This window comes from Propionimicrobium lymphophilum DSM 4903, from assembly GCF_000423485.1.
In the GTDB taxonomy this organism is placed as follows: Bacteria; Actinomycetota; Actinomycetes; order Propionibacteriales; family Propionibacteriaceae; genus Propionimicrobium; species Propionimicrobium lymphophilum.
Genome location: NZ_AUIB01000011.1, coordinates 1 through 15,320, shown reverse-complemented (window position 1 = coordinate 15,320; position 15,320 = coordinate 1). Strand labels below are relative to the sequence as shown.

Below are 15,320 nucleotides of genomic sequence, written 5' to 3'. Positions count from 1 at the left end.
ATCTCCTAAGGGGTCGGTTTTACGGCGGGTTAGCCATAAAAGAGTGTTGCAGTAGAGGACAATATAACCATGCTAGCGCGTTGAGGTCGTGTACCATCAGCATGGCGTGTTTAAAGGTGAGGCTTGGAGATTGCTTGATGACCTGGATTGAATTTGTCCCCGTTGTCCTTGTTGCTGCTGGACTTACGTACGGGCCAGGAATAATAATTTTACTGGGAGCTAGGCAAACTATGTTTAAAGTTCTAGCGATCGCGCCTGCTTTAACTGTACTAGTCAACGCAACGACAGCTATATTTTTTTCGGTTATCGGGATTAGCTGGAACTGGATAGTTCCTTTAATCGCATCTGTGATAATTGGTTCTTTTATCTTTTTCGCAAAAAAAAGCTCGGTATTTAGAGAAAATCAGTGCCAAAATCAAGATAGAATGGGGTGCTTGGTCGCCATACTGGTAGGGATGGTGGGCGCGTCTTTTCTTGCTTTTAGATTCTTTAGAATCATCGGTTCTCCATCGAACATTTCACAGACTTTTGATAACGTCTTTCACTTGAATGCAACACGGTTTGTTCTAGATTCCCAAAATGGCTCGCCACTTCATGTTCTAAAAGTTACGGGTGAGAATGGCAATGGTTTTTATCCGAATGGTTTCCATGAACTAGCCGCTTCAGTTCTGTATTTCTTCCCGAATAATATAGCCGAGGCGGTTAACTCATTAGTCTTCGTGATTTTTGTTTGCACTTGGATGATTTCATGCATGTACCTAGCTAAGGTTATTTTCGGATCAAGCCCAACGTCTATGGCCTTTACAGCCTTGTTCGCTGCAGGATTGACAGGGCTGCCGATGCTTCCTATGTATTGGGGGGTTCTGTATCCTCTGTTATTGGCCTACTCTAGCTTGCCAGTGCTTTTAGCTCTTTTCCTTGAGCTGTTAGAAGAGGATGCTCTGTGGCCTTCTCCTCGCTGGAGCCAGATAAGTCTCTTTATTCTAGCTGGAATAGGGTTGTGTTTCGCGCATCCTTCAGTCGCTCACGCTTTTGTTCTACTAGCTATCCCCGTTTTTGTTATGTGGAACGCAACTCTGAAAAAACGTTTCGGCCACTTATCGCACAGTAAAAGCGGTATACCCAACCTGGTGCTACTTGACGTAACTATCGCCATTGCTGTGGTAGCTCTGTGGATAGTTGGAACAAAAATGACCGGTGGAGCGCAGTGGGGGTCAAGCAGAAGGGCCGGCGAAGCGTTAGGTTCCGCTCTGCTAAACGGTGGGCCTATGCTTAGGCCATTAATTGCTGTAAGCGTTCTCATGAACATAGGCATGTTCGCGGTATTTCGTTCTAAAAAAAATTGTTTTCTTTTGTATTCATGGCTGACCGTTGCTTTTTTCTGGATTGTTGCCGCTTGCGCTCCGATCGAGACTGTCCGCGAATTTATGGTTGGGCCATGGTACGCAGATAGCCTCAGAATTTTGTCGGTCCTTTCTATATTGGTCGTGCCGCTATGCGTTGAGGGATCCTTGTCAGTAGTTAGATGGCTGAACAATCACTCGCGCCTAGCTCGTTTTCAGACGAACCATTTATTGATGGTTTCAATAGCTACAGCTTGTTTAATAACTCAGATCGAGCCTGGTTTGGTTACTTCTGATTCTTTTGCAGCAGAAACCTATCGATATTACTCAGACAAAGAGCCTTCCTGGAGACAGGCGAACTACATCAGAGACAAAAGCATGCTGCTAACAAAGGAGGAGAGGGAGATTATTGAATTTGCCGGAAATAACCTCCCATCTGATGCATTAGTTGCGACTGCAACGAATAATGGTTCTTCTCTCCTATACGCATTCACTGGAATAAAAACCATAAATACGCATATTTTTTATCAACCTACAAAAGATGTTGAGGAAGTCGAAGAGCATCTCGATGAGATTGGCTGGAATAAAGATGCCTGTGCGGCCACAAAACGGCTAGGCGTTGATTATGCGCTTGACTTTGGGAATCACTTGGTTACGTTGCAGAAGAGAGAATATCGTGGTTTGAACAACTTAAAAAATAATTCTTCCTTCAGAAAAGTGGCGTCAGAAGGTAACGCGGCTATCTATGAAGTTGTCGGCTGTAATGCTTAGCGATATTAAAAGAAGGTGAGTTTTACATGGATTGGTTAGGCCTTCTGCCGGTTATTTTGGTCGGCTTGGCGATGTTGTATTTGCCTGGTTTCGCCATACTAGTTTTGGCTAGACAACCTCTTTTAAGATCGTTGGCTATAGCACCTCTGGTGACAGCTTTTTTGCATGTTTCGACTGGTCTTGTATTCGGATTTTTTAATATTCCGTGGACGTGGCGAGTCCCCTCTGGTCTGAGTCTCATTATTTCAGTTTTGGTTGCTGTTATATATAGGAAGATTCCTTGTAAGATAAATTTTCGACCTCCTAGGACAAACTTAACTATTGTTTTGGTATTCTTGGCGGGAGTATCTCTGCTCGCCATGAGGTATGTTCGAATTGTTCGGCATCCTAGTAATATCGCTCAAACGTACGATAACGTCTTTCATCTCAATGCGGTTCGTTTTATCGTCGATACTAAAAATGGCTCTCCGTTACATGTCTTTTATGTGACAGGGGCAAACGGAAAGCAGTTCTATCCGAACGGTTTTCACGATATCGTTTCCGGGGTGCTCGAGATTTTTCCGAGTTCGTTAGGCGAAAGTTTCAACGCTGTAGTGCTGATTCTCTTTGCGTTCACATGGTTGATTTCGTGTTTTTATCTGGTGGAAACCGTTTTTGGAATGAAACTAGTGAACGTGATTGCTGCTGCGGTACTTGTCCCAGCTTTCAACTCAATGCCGGTTACTCTTCTTGATTGGGTTCTTTATCCGCTTTTTGCTGCCTATGTGTTTTTGCCGGTATTGCTGGCGTTGGGTTTGCAGCTTTTTGATGTTGGAGTAAATAAAAAGCAACCTTTTTCTGAGACATTCGTTCTCTTATGCTTTGCCGGTGCTGGTGCTTGCTTAATTCACCCCACCGGCGCATTTGCTTTCTTTTTGATGATGATTCCCGTGACCATCATTTGGGTTGCCAGAAAATGTCGCTATAAGGCATCAGGTGAAATCTCGAAGAAAGAATTCCGGTTTTCTGTTGGCGTATTTTTCCTTATCTGGGTGATGATATTTGCTTGCTGGGCCTTGATTAGACCGATGCGAGAATCGGCCATTTGGGAGCCTAGCCAGACTTTTGACATGGCTTTCGGTTCTGCCTTGCTCAATGAGGGAATAAGGCATGGCGCGCTATACGTTGTTAGTTTCTTTTCTGTTAGTGGCCTTATCATCTGCATTTGGAGAAGAAAACGTATTTGGTTGTTGATGATTTGGGGAATTGTAGTTCTTGCTTGGGGTATCGTCTCATCAAGTGCCATATCTTGGTTGCGTTGGGCCGTGACGGGTCCCTGGTACATGGACCCTTATAGGATTTTGCCTCTCATCTCTGTGCCAGCTCTGTTATTAGCGGTGATTGGTTTTAAGCTCGTCTTAAAGAGTCTGGTGCAACGTGCGGAATTAAAGCGAACCGACGTCAGAGTCATCGCGATTCTTTTTGTTTTATTCAGCCTTATCCTCTCGCAGGTTGAACCAGGCATTAGGCATTCTGATGAGAAGACAGCTGAAAATTACCAGATGGGTAGCACAGGTGACGATGGCTCGCCTATGCTCTTGGACAAGAATGAAATGAAGATCTTCGATATCGCTGAATACCGGCTACCCGATGATGCCGTTTTAGGCACAGTTCCAAATAACGGATCATCAATGATCTACGCGTACAAAGGTATAAAAACTATCAATACCCATTTGCTATACGAACCTACCGATGATGTTCGTATTTTGGAAGAGCACCTGGATGAGATAGGGCATAATCCGAAAGTTTGTGAAGCGGCTAAGCGCCTCGGGGTTGAATATGTCCTAGATTTCGGTGATCGCTACGTCGGTGAAAATGATAAGTCTTATGCTGGGTTTAATAATTTCAAAAATAATTCCAGTTTTGATCTGCTTGCTGTAAGTGGTAAAGCGGCTATTTATAAAATTGTCGGGTGCGGCACAAGTCAGCAATGACGTGTCAGTTGATTGCTGCGCAAGTATGGGAGGAAATTAAGCGTATGAGCGTAATGGTAGTTGGCGGTGCCGGATACATCGGTGCTCACGTCACCAAGTTGCTGCGCGAGCAGGGCTCCGAAGTCGTCGTTGTGGATGACCTCTCGAACGCCACCGAAGATCGCGTGCAGGGAGCACCACTAGAGAAAATCGACATTGCTCCCGACGACGCCGTCGCGAAAATCCGCAAAGTAATCCGCGATTACAAGGTTGACGCGGTCATCCACTTCGCGGCTCAGAAACAGGTTGGAGAATCGGTGGAGAAGCCACTGTTCTACTACCGTCAGAATGTTGGTGGGCTGATCAACGTTTTGGCTGCTATGGAGGCCGAGGGTGTCAAGAAGATGATCTTCTCCTCGTCCGCATCCGTCTACGGCGCGCCCGAAGACGCAATAGTCAAGGAGGACGCGCAGCTTTCCCCGGTTAACCCGTACGGCCGCACGAAGGTCATCGGCGAGTGGATGATGGAAGACTGCGAAAAGGCCTGGGGCCTGAAGTGGGTAGCCCTGCGCTACTTCAACGTTGCTGGTGCCGGCTGGCCAGAACTCGGCGACTCCGTCATCATGAACCTGATCCCGATGGTTCTGGACAGGCTCGCAAAGGGCGAGGCGCCGCGTGTATTCGGTGACGACTACGACACCCCTGACGGCACCTGCATCCGCGATTATGTGCACGTCAAGGAACTTGCTCAGGCGCACATCGAAGCCATGCATGCTCTCGACGGCGACCTGCCTAACCATGCTTACAACGTCGGTACCGGTCAGGGCACATCGGTCAAAGAGATTGTTGAGGCGGTTGGTGAGGTTTCTGGCCTGGACACCACGCCCGTCATCGAAGGCCGTCGTGCAGGTGACCCGCCGAAGCTGATCGCCGAGGTTGAGCACATCAAGGAGGACATGGACTTCACGGCTTCCGCAGGTGTTCGCGAGATCGTCCAATCCGCATGGGATGCCTGGCAGGCGGGGCCTCGCAAGATCGAAAAATAAGATAAAAGTTTGGGGCCAGTTGGAAATCTTAGCTGGCCCCAAACTTTGCCTTTACTATTTGACCAAATGCATTGTCAGGTTCTTGACGCCCTTTTTGTTGTTTTTCAAGGCGGCCTTCGGAAGCAGGGTCAATGCGTGAAGTCGGCTCGATAAGTGAATCTTCGCAATTCTTGACGCCTTCTTCCACCCTAACTCTGTCATCTCGTGACTCATGGTCTCGAAAAATGCGCGTTCCTCAGTGAACCGAGTTCCTTCTAGCGCTCTCCAAGACGAGTCTGATCCAGAGTGCCGGCGGTACAAGAAAGCGACGCAATCGTCCAAAAGTAGCGACCCGCCACGCATAAGGATGTCTAAAACCAAAGCCAGATCTTGAACGACATCGTATTCGGGACGGAAACTGATTTCCTTCATTTTTCCGGTACGCCAGGCGAGCGAAGGGAAGTAGAGCCAGTCGCCTCTCAGAAGAGAGGCAGCTGCCGACTCACCTTGAATTATTCGCTGTCCCTTACCTTTTGGTCGATATGCGGATTTAACCTTCTCGACTAGCGTGTTGCTGTAGGCGCCATTCTCGTCGATAGATATCACGCCCGGCTGGAAGATGTCTACTTCGGGGTTGTTCTCAGCTGCGTTAACCAGCCAGTCGAGGTAGTTCGGGAGCATGATGTCGTCGGCTCCCATAACGACTGCTAGATCATTCTCTATCTTCGTGAGACATTTGCGATAGTTTCCATTGGCACCGAGGTTTTTCTCGTTGCGTTCGTAACTTACGCGTTCATCGTTTAATGACTCGAACCATCCTGGAATCGAATCATCCGGGTATCCATCGTCGACCACTACTAGACGGAAATCTGGGTTTTGTTGATTTAGCACGCTTCTTACAGCCTGCTTCATCAACTCAACATCCCCATAGTATGGAAAGAGGACATCGACGGTCATGAAACTCTCCTTTGTAGACGGTAGTCATAAATTTTAGCTGACCACCCCATTAATAGTGACAATAAGCCTCACTATGGCTATGGTTTCGTCGTTTTTGTTTTAGGCCTGTAATTAGGCTGCTTAAGTATCAACCCAATTAGGCAAGGAAGGTAATGGAGCTTTAGCCAAGGGAACGTCTATTTGCAATAAGGATGAAGAGAATAGGTATCTTAGGCATTACCCTTGCCTTGATTCTGTCTGGCTGTAGTAGCCGGTCAATTCATGAGAATAGCTCTTCGGAAGTGGTCGCAAAAGCAGCGAAAATCGCTATCTCCACGGAGAATGGGCTGGGCAACATCAAGCCCCAAGATACCATTTCTGTCTCCGTCACCGGTGGCGAACTAGATTCTGTCGACGTGATCGATCAGAACGGCGAACCTGCCGCTGGCAAGGTCGCCGATGGCAAGTGGAAGGCGGACACCGGCTTGCCGCTGCAGCAGACCGTGACAATCATCACTAAAGCAACCGGCACTGACGGTAACCAGGTCTCCGAGCAGGTCCAGGCGCAGACGCCAGACCCGCAGTGGGTTGTCGCGGTTGATTTCCTCTTTGCAGGGGGCGTGCCGGCAGCAGGATGCCTGTGTGGGCTCGCTTCGATATGCCGGTCTACGGCCAGGCCGAGCGTAAAGCCATCATGGCCGTGGCCACCGTCAAAACCACGCCCGAGCGAGAGGGTTCTTGAGGCTGGATGGACGAGCACACCATGTATTGGCGTCCGAAAGCTTATTGGGAGCCCAACACCACGGCTCACGTCGAGGTGAACGCTGCGGGTCTGTTGGTGGGAGAAATGTGGGTGTTGAACAATGCTCAGGTGGACTACACCTTCGGCCCTAATCGAGTCATGAAGGTGAACATCGAGAATCACAAGCTTTCCGCGTACGAGAACGGCAAGCAAGTGCGCGAGATCTACGTGACTTCGGGACGCAAGAGCTTCGAGGCTATGACCGGCACCAAACTCATCATGGAATAGAAGAACCCGGTGGTCATGGACTCTTCCGTCTTCGGAATCCCGCACGATTCTCCTGGCGGCTACAAGCTGGACGTCAACCTAGCCCAGCGCATCACCTGGGCGGGCGAATACCTGCACGCGGCGCCTTGGGGCGCAAAATTCGCACGGCTATGCAAACGTCAGCCATGGTTGCACGGACATGGCCACCGACAACGCTCAGTAGTTGTGGAATTTCACAAGCCCGGGCAATTTCTTTATGAAGAGGTGCTTTGTACATCTGTCAAGCCCGAAGTGGTAAAAACCAGAAAACTATTTGATCGGCTTGCCTGTCAACGTGTTAGATGGTGAAAGTTCAAATCGGGTGGTTGGCGCTGTGTCAGAATCACTCATGTTGATAAAAAATAATTCTCTCTCGCCGTGGATAGCGAGCTGAGGCCATCCCAACCACAGAAAGTGGTGAAGTTAAGTGATTCCATTAGAGTCTGTTCCGGCATGGACGATCATCCCGTTCGTGGTGATGTTGTTATCCATCGCCATCCTGCCTCTCGTGCCTGCGACGACGGAGAAGTGGGAGGACTGGAGGTTCCAGCTCGGCATCGCTCTTGTTCTCGGCGTGCCGGTCATCGCCTACATGGCGTATAACTTCGGCTGGGTGACTGTTGGCCACACGGCCTTCGAATATTTCCAGTTCATCGCTTTGTTGTTTGCGTTGTTCGTCGTTTCCGGGTCGATCTATCTCGAGGGCGATATCAGGGCTACGCCTAAGAACAACACGATCTTTCTTGCCATCGGTGCCGCTATCGCCTCGTTTGTCGGGACGACGGGCGCAGCCATGCTGTTGATCCGGCCTCTGCTGAACATCAACGCCGAGCGCAAACGCAAAGCTCAGACGGTTATCTTCACGATTCTTATCGTCGCCAACAACGGTGGTTTGCTGACTCCGCTGGGTGATCCGCCGCTATTCCTCGGCTTCCTTCGCGGAGTCCCGTTCACCTGGACGTTCCACCTGATTCCCGAATGGCTGGTCATCAACGGTCTTCTGCTTGTGCTTTACTACGCGCTGGACACCGCCGCTTACGCGAAGGAAGAGGTAAGCGACAAGCTGCTGGACTACACCCACACGACGCCTATCCGACTTCGCGGAGCCATCAACTTCATCTTCTTCGCGATGATCATCGTTGGCGTTGCAGTTGTTCCGTCCATCGACCTGCAAGCTATCGAGGCTGGCACGGCCACTTGGGCCTCTTGGGTTCCGTGGCGCGAACTGCTGTTCGGGCTTGCCGTTGTCGGCTCGTTTGTCTTCGGCAGCAAGAAGATCCGCTACGAACTTAACGAGTTCACCTGGGGTCCGATCGTCGAGGTCGCCGTGTTGTTCATCGGCATCTTCGCGACGATGATGCCCGCGCTGCGTTACCTGGCCGAGATCGCTCCGAAGCTGCCGCTCAACGAGGTGACGTTCTACCTGTTCACGGGTGGTCTTTCCGGCTTCCTCGACAACGCCCCGACTTACGCCACGTTCTTCGAGATGGCGGCTCAGCTGCCCGGCGAGCCTTCGGTTGCTGGCGTATACGAGCCCTACCTGGTTGCAATCAGCATCGGTGCCGTGACGCTGGGCGCCCTGACCTACATCGGCAACGGCCCGAACTTCATGGTCAAGTCCGTTGCCGAATCACGTGGCGTCCAGATGCCTAGCTTCGGCGGCTACATCGGCTGGACGATTCGCTACCTGATCCCGGTTCTCGCCGTCATGGTTCTGATCACCATCGCCGAGGGCACCGTAACCACCATCATCGGCATCGCCCTGGGCCTTGCGATCCTGGCCTACTGCGCCTACCTGATCTACAAGTCGCACGGCGACGCTAAGAGAGTAAAAAATATTGTTGGTAGCCGACAGAATATCTAGGAGGCATAGGTAGTGGTGCACATTAGCGAAAAAAAGGACCCTGGCCCTATAGGAAAATCTAAAGCTGGTGGAATCTTGTTCGCATCAGCGGCATCTGCGATTTCCAGTTTCCTCGTGACAGTAATTTCTGCTCGGACCCTAACTGTCGAGGAGAATAAAGAATTCCTCGTATTTTGGGGGTTAATATTTGGCATTTTTGGAATTATCTCTGGCACGCAGACTGAATCAACAAGAGCAGCAGCGACTGGGCGCGCGTTAGATAAAAAGGGAGATCCGCCCGTTGGCCGCGCAAAGATTGTCTATACTGCGTTGGGCATCGGCCTCGTAGGAGCTCTATTAGTAGCCCTTTCCTCAATCTTCTGGTCGGGAAGGCTAACACCTTCTGCACCATTAATAGGCACGATTACCATATCGGTGGGCGTTTTCTTCTATTCCGGAGAAATGTCTTTATCTGGCATGTTTGCCGGATCAAAAGCGTGGGGGCATTATTCACTTTTACTGGCGGCAGAGGCCGTGATCCGGCTTGTGCTCGTTGCCCTAGCGGGTTTTTATCTTGCAGATTTGCTTGGTCTTGAAATTGCATCAGCGATTCCTTCTGCAACATGGCTACTGTTTCTATTAGGGGCCACGGGCAAAAATATGCTTAGAAAAAGAGCAGATGTTTCAGTAGCGCGCCTAGTTAAATATAATCTTCAAGCGATGCTTAGCTCTGCAGCATGGGCTGCATTAGTCACAGGATTCCCCACAATGCTGGAGATAACTTCAGATGGGGAAGACCCGGCACTGTTAGCAACTCTTATGCTTGCTGTCTCTTTAACCAGATCGCCGATCATGATTCCGCTTCAAGCTTTTCAAGGTGTTTTAATCACATGGGTGGCTGAGGCAAATAGTGGTCGTATGAAGATGCTGCTCAAGCTACAAGTCATCATTTTAGGTGTTGGTATTGCGTTATCAGCTTGCGCAGCTTTGATAGGTCCTCAGCTTATGAGACTTCTGTTTGGCGGCGCCTATGAGATTTCATCAAAAACTATCGGCCTCTTGACGCTAGCTTCGGTGGCTATGGCGTGGCTAGTTTTGTCTGGAGCAACGTCTATAGCTTTGAATAAACATAGGGAATATGTCTGGGGATGGGTTATCGCTGCTTGTGTGGCTTTCTTTCTGCTCTTAGTCCTACCCTTCGATGTCACAGCTCGCTCAATCACGGCTCTTATACTCTCTCCGCTTACTGGGATGGCGGTTCATCTTTTAGGTATTCGGATGAGTGATGTTTGTGAAGGGAATTAATTCTTACGGCCTGTTCCGTCGTTGTGTCGTAATGATTTGATTTCAAGATTTAGGATAGCTACGTGTTCTGCTAGCGTCCTGATTTTGTCTTCATCACGGGAGATCTCAAGGCTCAACTGGAGAGCAACCCCGAGCAAAAGAATTATTGCCAGAGCAAACAATAGGTTCGAAGGTACTTCGAACCCAGTTACTGTAGCGGCCCATACCAGAGCCTTAGGAAAAGCCGCTAGAACAACTATCATGATGCCGATTGTTAGCCAGAAAATAGCATATTTTTCGCGGAGTTTTCTGGAGCGAAGCATGTAAATTACCGCGAAAAGGACAACGATGCAGATTGCTAAGAAGAAAATTGAAGTTTTCATGCCTGGCCTCCATCAGAAAGATCGTGGTGTTTTACTGGTCGTCGCGTCATTGCTATTAAAAGAGCAAGAAGTGATCTAAACAAGTAGATTGCAGCCTTAATAGGGTTGTTTGAAGGAACTCCTGCTCGTCTTTTTCGCATCTCTACGCCAACCTGGCTGACAGTTAGGCCGGAGCGAATGGCGACGACCAATGAATCGACAGTATCGCCAAGATACTCAGCTGGGTAGTGCTTGCAGTACTGTTTTATCGCCAGACGGTCCGCGGCTCTGAATCCACTAGTTATATCCGTGAGCCTGGTTTTTGCGAGCCTAGAAATAATTCCAGCTAAAAGATTCATTGCCCATTTTCTGGGCCCTCTTGCCTGGTAGCTCCCCTTGCCAGCGAAACGGGCACCAATTGAAATATTGGTTTTATTCAGACCGTCTAATACTGACTGGATATTCCGCGGGTCATGTTGCCCGTCAGCGTCTAGCTGAATTGCCTGATCGTAGTCAAAGAGCTCAGCATATTTGTAGCCTGCTCGCATCGCCCCGCCGACGCCTAAGTTGAATGGAAGCGTTAGAACCTTAGCTCCTGCTGCGGTCGCTACTTTTTCTGTGTTGTCTGTCGATCCATCATTAACTACTAGTAGGTCCATTTGAGGCACGATCTGACGAACCTCATGTATGGTTTCAGAAATCGCTTCTTCCTCATTCCAGGCAGGCATGATGATTAGCGTACGAACCACAACGGCTCTCCAATCAGTGATTTTGAATAACTTCTATAAAGATTATCTCGCGGACACTATATCGGCGAGGACGACTCCGGACGGTTTACTGAAGACCGTATCTTTTCCCAATGTAGTTCTTGTACAGCCATGAATAAGCGCGAGGAGAGATCTTGAATATAGCCCCTGCGACAGCAAATAATGGCTGGAATCTGGCGGTAGCAAGAACGTCACCAAAACTAAAATTGTTTCTAAGATCAGACGGGTCGCTCTTTTGGAAAAGGTGCTGGTGCGCGACGGAGAGGTAGGTTAGCGTCCTGCTTGCTTTGAGAGCCAGTCGGGTCTTCTTGCTTTCAGGTAGCGCCGAGACCAAGTCCGCTAGGCAGGATAACAGGTGCTCGGTCTCTTCGTCAGTGCTGACTCGCCCCCATGTCAGGGAACCTGGAGAGACGTAATACCTAATTCCTGGATAGTCGGTGAAGGCCACCTTCCGAGCATAGACCGCGCACTCGACCGTGTGGATCTTGTCTTCCGCCCGCAGTATCGGACGGAACCTTACCTGCCCAGCCTTGGACGCCCTGAAGATCTTGTCCCAGGAATAGTTAGTGACCTGTTCGCTAATCACGGCGTTTATAAAGTCTCTGCCGTTGATCGGACCCGATTTCTTAATGCCCCTGATGCGCGAGCTCTCGTCGACCTGTCGGAGTTCGTGCCTGCAGACGACTATGTCGATTACGGGCCCGGCCTTCTCCAACGCGCTGCTCAGCCTGCGCGAGGTGAATTCGTCGTCGGAGTCTAGGAAGGTTAGCCACTCGCCGGTGGCTATTTCTAGCCCCTTGTTGCGCGCACCGGAAGGCCCTCTGTTCGGCTCGTTAAGAACTAGCTTTAACCGCTCGTCATTGAGCTCCTCAGATAACTGTTGTAGTATTTCTGCTGTGTCGTCGGTGGAGCCATCGTCGACTATGATGAGCTCCCAGTCGGCGAAGTCTTGAGCAAAGACGCTTCTCACTGCTCGCTTGACGGTTTCCTGCGCGTTGTACGCCGGCATTATAATGGACACTTTGGGCATCTGGTCTCCGTCCGGTTGGGCTGTCTGGGATGGTTAAAGCGTACCTGTGAAAAGCAAAGTAGATTGTGCGCTTCGTGTAACAAAAAACTTTTAAATGTGCCACGATAAAAGAATGAAGCATCTTCTCGCGCTTACTGACTGGGTTAAAGACGACCTTGAAGCCGTGTTCGACCTGGCAGATCGGCTTAAAAATCTTGATACAGAACCTCTGAAGGGTAAAAGCATCGCCCTGTTCATCCCGCAGGAGTCGGTGTTCTGGCGTTCCATGGCTGAGCACGCCATCGACAAGCTGGGTGCGCACGCCATCATTCTTGACGCCATGGCTCTCGAACGTAACGAGGATCCCCGCGACTTCACCGGGCTGCTGGCGAACTTCGCGTCCGCGATGATGGTCCGTCACGAGAACCTTCCGATTGTGCGCACGCTCGCAGCAGAAAGCCCGATGCCGGTCATCGTGACGATGTCCGACCGCAACAACCCAACCGAGGTGCTTTCGGATATCTACCAAATCCGCAAGCGTCGCCCAGATTGGCAAAAGCTTAACTATGTTTTCGTCGGCCCCGATGGCGCCCACGCTCGCGGCTGGCTGGAAGCCTCCAGGGTGTTTGGCCTCAACCTGCGCCAGTGCTGCCCACGCGGCTTTCAGACTTCCGGGTCACTTTTCTGGCAAGACCTGCCCAAGGCCATCAAATCCGCCGACGTGGTCATCACCCGTTCGGCGCCGCCGCGTCACCGCGCAGAGTTCGTGCCGTTCCGCGTCACCTCTGAGCTGATGGAATCGGCTAGGGACGGTGCGATGCTTCTGCCGATCCCGACCTTCACCCGTGGTGACGAGGTCAGCGAAGATGCCCTGGAGGGGCCCTGGTATCCGGGCTCCGATTTTAAGGCCAGCATGCTCGAGATCCAGATGGCCATCATTCTGGTCTGCATGGGGTACGTGGAGCTTCCTCCGCGACGCAGCCGCCAGAAGTGGGCGATCGCCGCGGCCCGCGAAAAGGCCAAGGCAAAGCAGATCGAGCAGCGCTACGACTCGTCTGACGACGCCGAATAAATTTTCTTAGACCGGCGGAGTGCCCGGGTGAGTTGCTCGTGTGTACCCCGCTGGTTTTATCTTTGCCCGTTTCGTCGATATAGTTGCCTGGTCTGCTTTTAGCGGGCGTGCCACCTTAGCTCAGTCGGTAGAGCGATTCACTCGTAATGAATAGGTCACCAGTTCGATTCTGGTAGGTGGCTCCACTCTTTTAATCGAGTTTTACCTGTTGAAGTTCTATATTTCACTGGTGCCGTTTTTACGTTTCACGCCTAAAGCATTGTGATTTTTCGGTCTTTCTTTTCCCGCCATGAGAAAAGGTTAGGCTTCTGCCATGCGTGGCTTTGTTGTCGTAGATCTCGAAACGACGGGCTTATCTAGCAAAGATCGGATCGTCGAGCTTGGCTTAGTTCGGTTAGATCCTGATGGCAAAGTCGTCGACAGCTGGGAAACTCTCGTTAATCCAAGACGGCATATAGGCGCGTCTGGCATTCATGGGATATCGGCTAGGGACGTTGTTGGGGCGCCAGCTTTTTCAGATATTGCTGACTTCATCGGTTCGGAGCTGAACGAAAGTGTCTTCGTTGCGCACAACGCTTCATTTGACGCTCGTTTTCTTGCCCGAGAGCTTTCTGCTGCTGGTGCTCTTGGAGCTGAAAGTATCCCTTATTTAGATACTTTGCAGTTATCCAAGGCTTATTTAGATCTCCCAACCAGAAAGTTGGGTGACATATGCGAGGCATTAGGAATAATTAATCAACTCGCTCACAGTGCCTTATCTGATGCGATGGCGACGGCGGAGCTTCTTCGCTATCTACTGGATCGAACTCCATCTCGCAGCCATTATTCTTTTAGTAAGGCTGTAACTGACACAGATAGCTTCTGCGGCTACAGATTTAGTGACCCTGTCTCTCGGCCGGTGTTATTTTCTCGTACGGACGCTAAAAAAGCATATGATTCATTGGCCAACGGAAGCTGGGTGACTAAGGCGGTAGCTAATCGAGATGTGCCAGATTCTGATGAGGTTGCGAGTTATTTCAAGATGCTCGATGACGTTTTTCTTGATAGACGAATGTCTTTCCAAGAGCAGGAAAGAATCTTGACTTATGCAGCTGCGCATGAGCTTTCTTCAAAAGCACTGCAACTGATGCACGCTAATTATTTGGATTCACTTCTGCAAGCTGCATACGAAGACGGAGTACTCACTGAAAATGAGCGCTCCACTGTCAGTGCCATAGCCAAATACTTGGGTCTAAGCATTAGTGATGAGAAATTCGCAGAATATGCGAGTCAAACTAATCTGGTTACTGTGGCATGCCATGCGTTGGACGAATGTATCGATCTTTTTGTTGGTGATCGGGTTTGTGTAACAGGTCCTATCCTGCACTCAAGAGAGTATTGGGATGGCTTCTTTGAATCTAAAGGAGTCAAGAACGCTGGCATTGCGAAAGCGACTAAAGTTTTAATTGCTGGAGATCCAGACTCATCATCAGGTAAAACAAAGAAAGCTAGGCAGTACGGAATACCGGTTATTGCTGAATCAGCTGTCGAGTCAATTCTGAGGTTTAGCTGAAGCGCACGATATACGCGCCTGTTAGGGATCTGAGCGTAAAACTGCGCTGGCAATAAGTTTTTTATGCCCGATTTGTCATCTGTCCCATGTTGGGCTATCGTTCACTTTCGCTTCGAAAAACGAACTGAAGAAACAGTGAGTTGTTGCGTCCTAAGGCAAAAGCAACAAGAAGCAAAAACAAAAAATTCGATTTGACATGACGGAATGAACCTCGTAATGTTGGTCGAGTCGCCTGGCGAGGAAACGAGTCAGACGGCAACAAAAATTCCACAGTGGGCTTGACTTTTTGGGGATTGTCTGTTAGACTGTTTCTGCTGGGTTGTGACCTTGCAGGGCTTTGATGGTTCTTGTTGGTC

At 49.9% G+C, this 15,320-nt stretch carries 14 protein-coding genes, 1 tRNA gene and 1 pseudogene; 12 read left to right on the top strand and 4 right to left on the bottom strand.

The window, feature by feature from the left end:
* Nucleotides 1-137: 137 nt before the first annotated feature.
* Genes G556_RS0106635 through galE form a run of 3 tightly spaced genes read left to right on the top strand, consistent with a single transcriptional unit; the run spans nucleotide 138 to nucleotide 5,112 of the window.
* On the top strand, nucleotides 138-2,114 hold the full coding sequence (locus G556_RS0106635; RefSeq protein WP_028822205.1) for a DUF6541 family protein: 1,977 nt from the start codon (nucleotides 138-140) through the stop codon (nucleotides 2,112-2,114).
* A 26-nt stretch (nucleotides 2,115-2,140) separates the two neighbouring features.
* Nucleotides 2,141-4,087 (top strand): DUF6541 family protein, encoded by a 1,947-nt coding sequence (locus G556_RS0106630; protein WP_028822204.1) that lies wholly within the window; start codon nucleotides 2,141-2,143, stop codon nucleotides 4,085-4,087.
* Nucleotides 4,088-4,131: 44 nt separating this feature from the next.
* Nucleotides 4,132-5,112 carry a UDP-glucose 4-epimerase GalE gene (galE, locus tag G556_RS0106625; RefSeq protein ID WP_028822203.1) on the top strand — a complete coding sequence of 327 codons (981 nt, stop codon included), beginning with the start codon at nucleotides 4,132-4,134 and terminating at the stop codon, nucleotides 5,110-5,112.
* 54 nt (nucleotides 5,113-5,166) lie between these two features.
* On the opposite strand, the gene G556_RS0106620 is transcribed toward galE, so the two are convergent.
* Nucleotides 5,167-6,048 carry a glycosyltransferase family 2 protein gene (locus G556_RS0106620; protein ID WP_028822202.1) on the bottom strand — a complete coding sequence of 294 codons (882 nt, stop codon included), beginning with the start codon at nucleotides 6,046-6,048 and terminating at the stop codon, nucleotides 5,167-5,169.
* A 191-nt stretch (nucleotides 6,049-6,239) separates the two neighbouring features.
* Between G556_RS0106620 and G556_RS11890 the strand changes: the two are divergent.
* From G556_RS11890 to G556_RS0106600, 6 genes and pseudogenes are all read left to right on the top strand, one after another.
* A pseudogene (locus tag G556_RS11890) lies at nucleotides 6,240-6,296 on the top strand (lipoprotein); the annotation flags it as partial.
* Between the two features lie 33 nt (nucleotides 6,297-6,329).
* Nucleotides 6,330-6,848, top strand: coding sequence for an Ig-like domain-containing protein (locus tag G556_RS0106615; protein WP_155941774.1), 519 nt, complete (start codon nucleotides 6,330-6,332; stop codon nucleotides 6,846-6,848).
* Nucleotides 6,776-7,057, top strand: a complete 282-nt coding sequence (locus G556_RS11885) for a L,D-transpeptidase (RefSeq protein WP_155941773.1) — start codon at nucleotides 6,776-6,778, stop codon at nucleotides 7,055-7,057. Before G556_RS0106615 ends, G556_RS11885 begins: the two co-directional genes overlap by 73 nt.
* 9 nt (nucleotides 7,058-7,066) lie before the next feature.
* Complete coding sequence (locus G556_RS11460) at nucleotides 7,067-7,384, top strand: hypothetical protein (RefSeq protein WP_162139765.1); 318 nt, start codon at nucleotides 7,067-7,069, stop codon at nucleotides 7,382-7,384.
* A gap of 118 nt (nucleotides 7,385-7,502) precedes the next feature.
* A complete protein-coding gene (locus G556_RS0106605) occupies nucleotides 7,503-8,939 on the top strand; it encodes a sodium:proton antiporter (protein ID WP_028822199.1) in 1,437 nt (478 codons plus the stop codon).
* Nucleotides 8,940-8,951: 12 nt separating this feature from the next.
* Nucleotides 8,952-10,223 (top strand): lipopolysaccharide biosynthesis protein, encoded by a 1,272-nt coding sequence (locus G556_RS0106600; RefSeq protein WP_028822198.1) that lies wholly within the window; start codon nucleotides 8,952-8,954, stop codon nucleotides 10,221-10,223.
* Here the strand turns inward: G556_RS0106600 and G556_RS0106595 are convergent.
* From G556_RS0106595 to G556_RS11085, 3 genes are all read right to left on the bottom strand, one after another.
* Entirely contained in the window at nucleotides 10,220-10,585 is a 366-nt protein-coding gene (locus G556_RS0106595; protein WP_024111677.1) for a DUF2304 domain-containing protein, read from the bottom strand. The genes G556_RS0106600 and G556_RS0106595 overlap by 4 nt on opposite strands.
* Complete coding sequence (locus G556_RS0106590) at nucleotides 10,582-11,292, bottom strand: glycosyltransferase family 2 protein (protein WP_051176763.1); 711 nt, start codon at nucleotides 11,290-11,292, stop codon at nucleotides 10,582-10,584. The genes G556_RS0106595 and G556_RS0106590 overlap by 4 nt, the downstream gene beginning before the upstream one ends.
* A gap of 106 nt (nucleotides 11,293-11,398) precedes the next feature.
* Nucleotides 11,399-12,352, bottom strand: coding sequence for a glycosyltransferase family 2 protein (locus G556_RS11085; RefSeq protein ID WP_162139764.1), 954 nt, complete (start codon nucleotides 12,350-12,352; stop codon nucleotides 11,399-11,401).
* A 121-nt stretch (nucleotides 12,353-12,473) separates the two neighbouring features.
* Here G556_RS11085 and G556_RS10490 point away from each other — a divergent pair, with 121 nt between their 5' ends.
* From G556_RS10490 to G556_RS0106570, 3 genes are all read left to right on the top strand, one after another.
* Complete coding sequence (locus G556_RS10490; protein WP_051176748.1) at nucleotides 12,474-13,412, top strand: ornithine carbamoyltransferase; 939 nt, start codon at nucleotides 12,474-12,476, stop codon at nucleotides 13,410-13,412.
* A 109-nt stretch (nucleotides 13,413-13,521) separates the two neighbouring features.
* A tRNA-Thr gene (locus G556_RS0106575) sits at nucleotides 13,522-13,597 on the top strand.
* Between the two features lie 128 nt (nucleotides 13,598-13,725).
* Nucleotides 13,726-14,964: an exonuclease domain-containing protein gene (locus G556_RS0106570; RefSeq protein ID WP_028822195.1), complete on the top strand. Its 1,239-nt coding sequence runs from the start codon at nucleotides 13,726-13,728 to the stop codon at nucleotides 14,962-14,964.
* The last annotated feature ends 356 nt before the right edge of the window (nucleotides 14,965-15,320 follow it).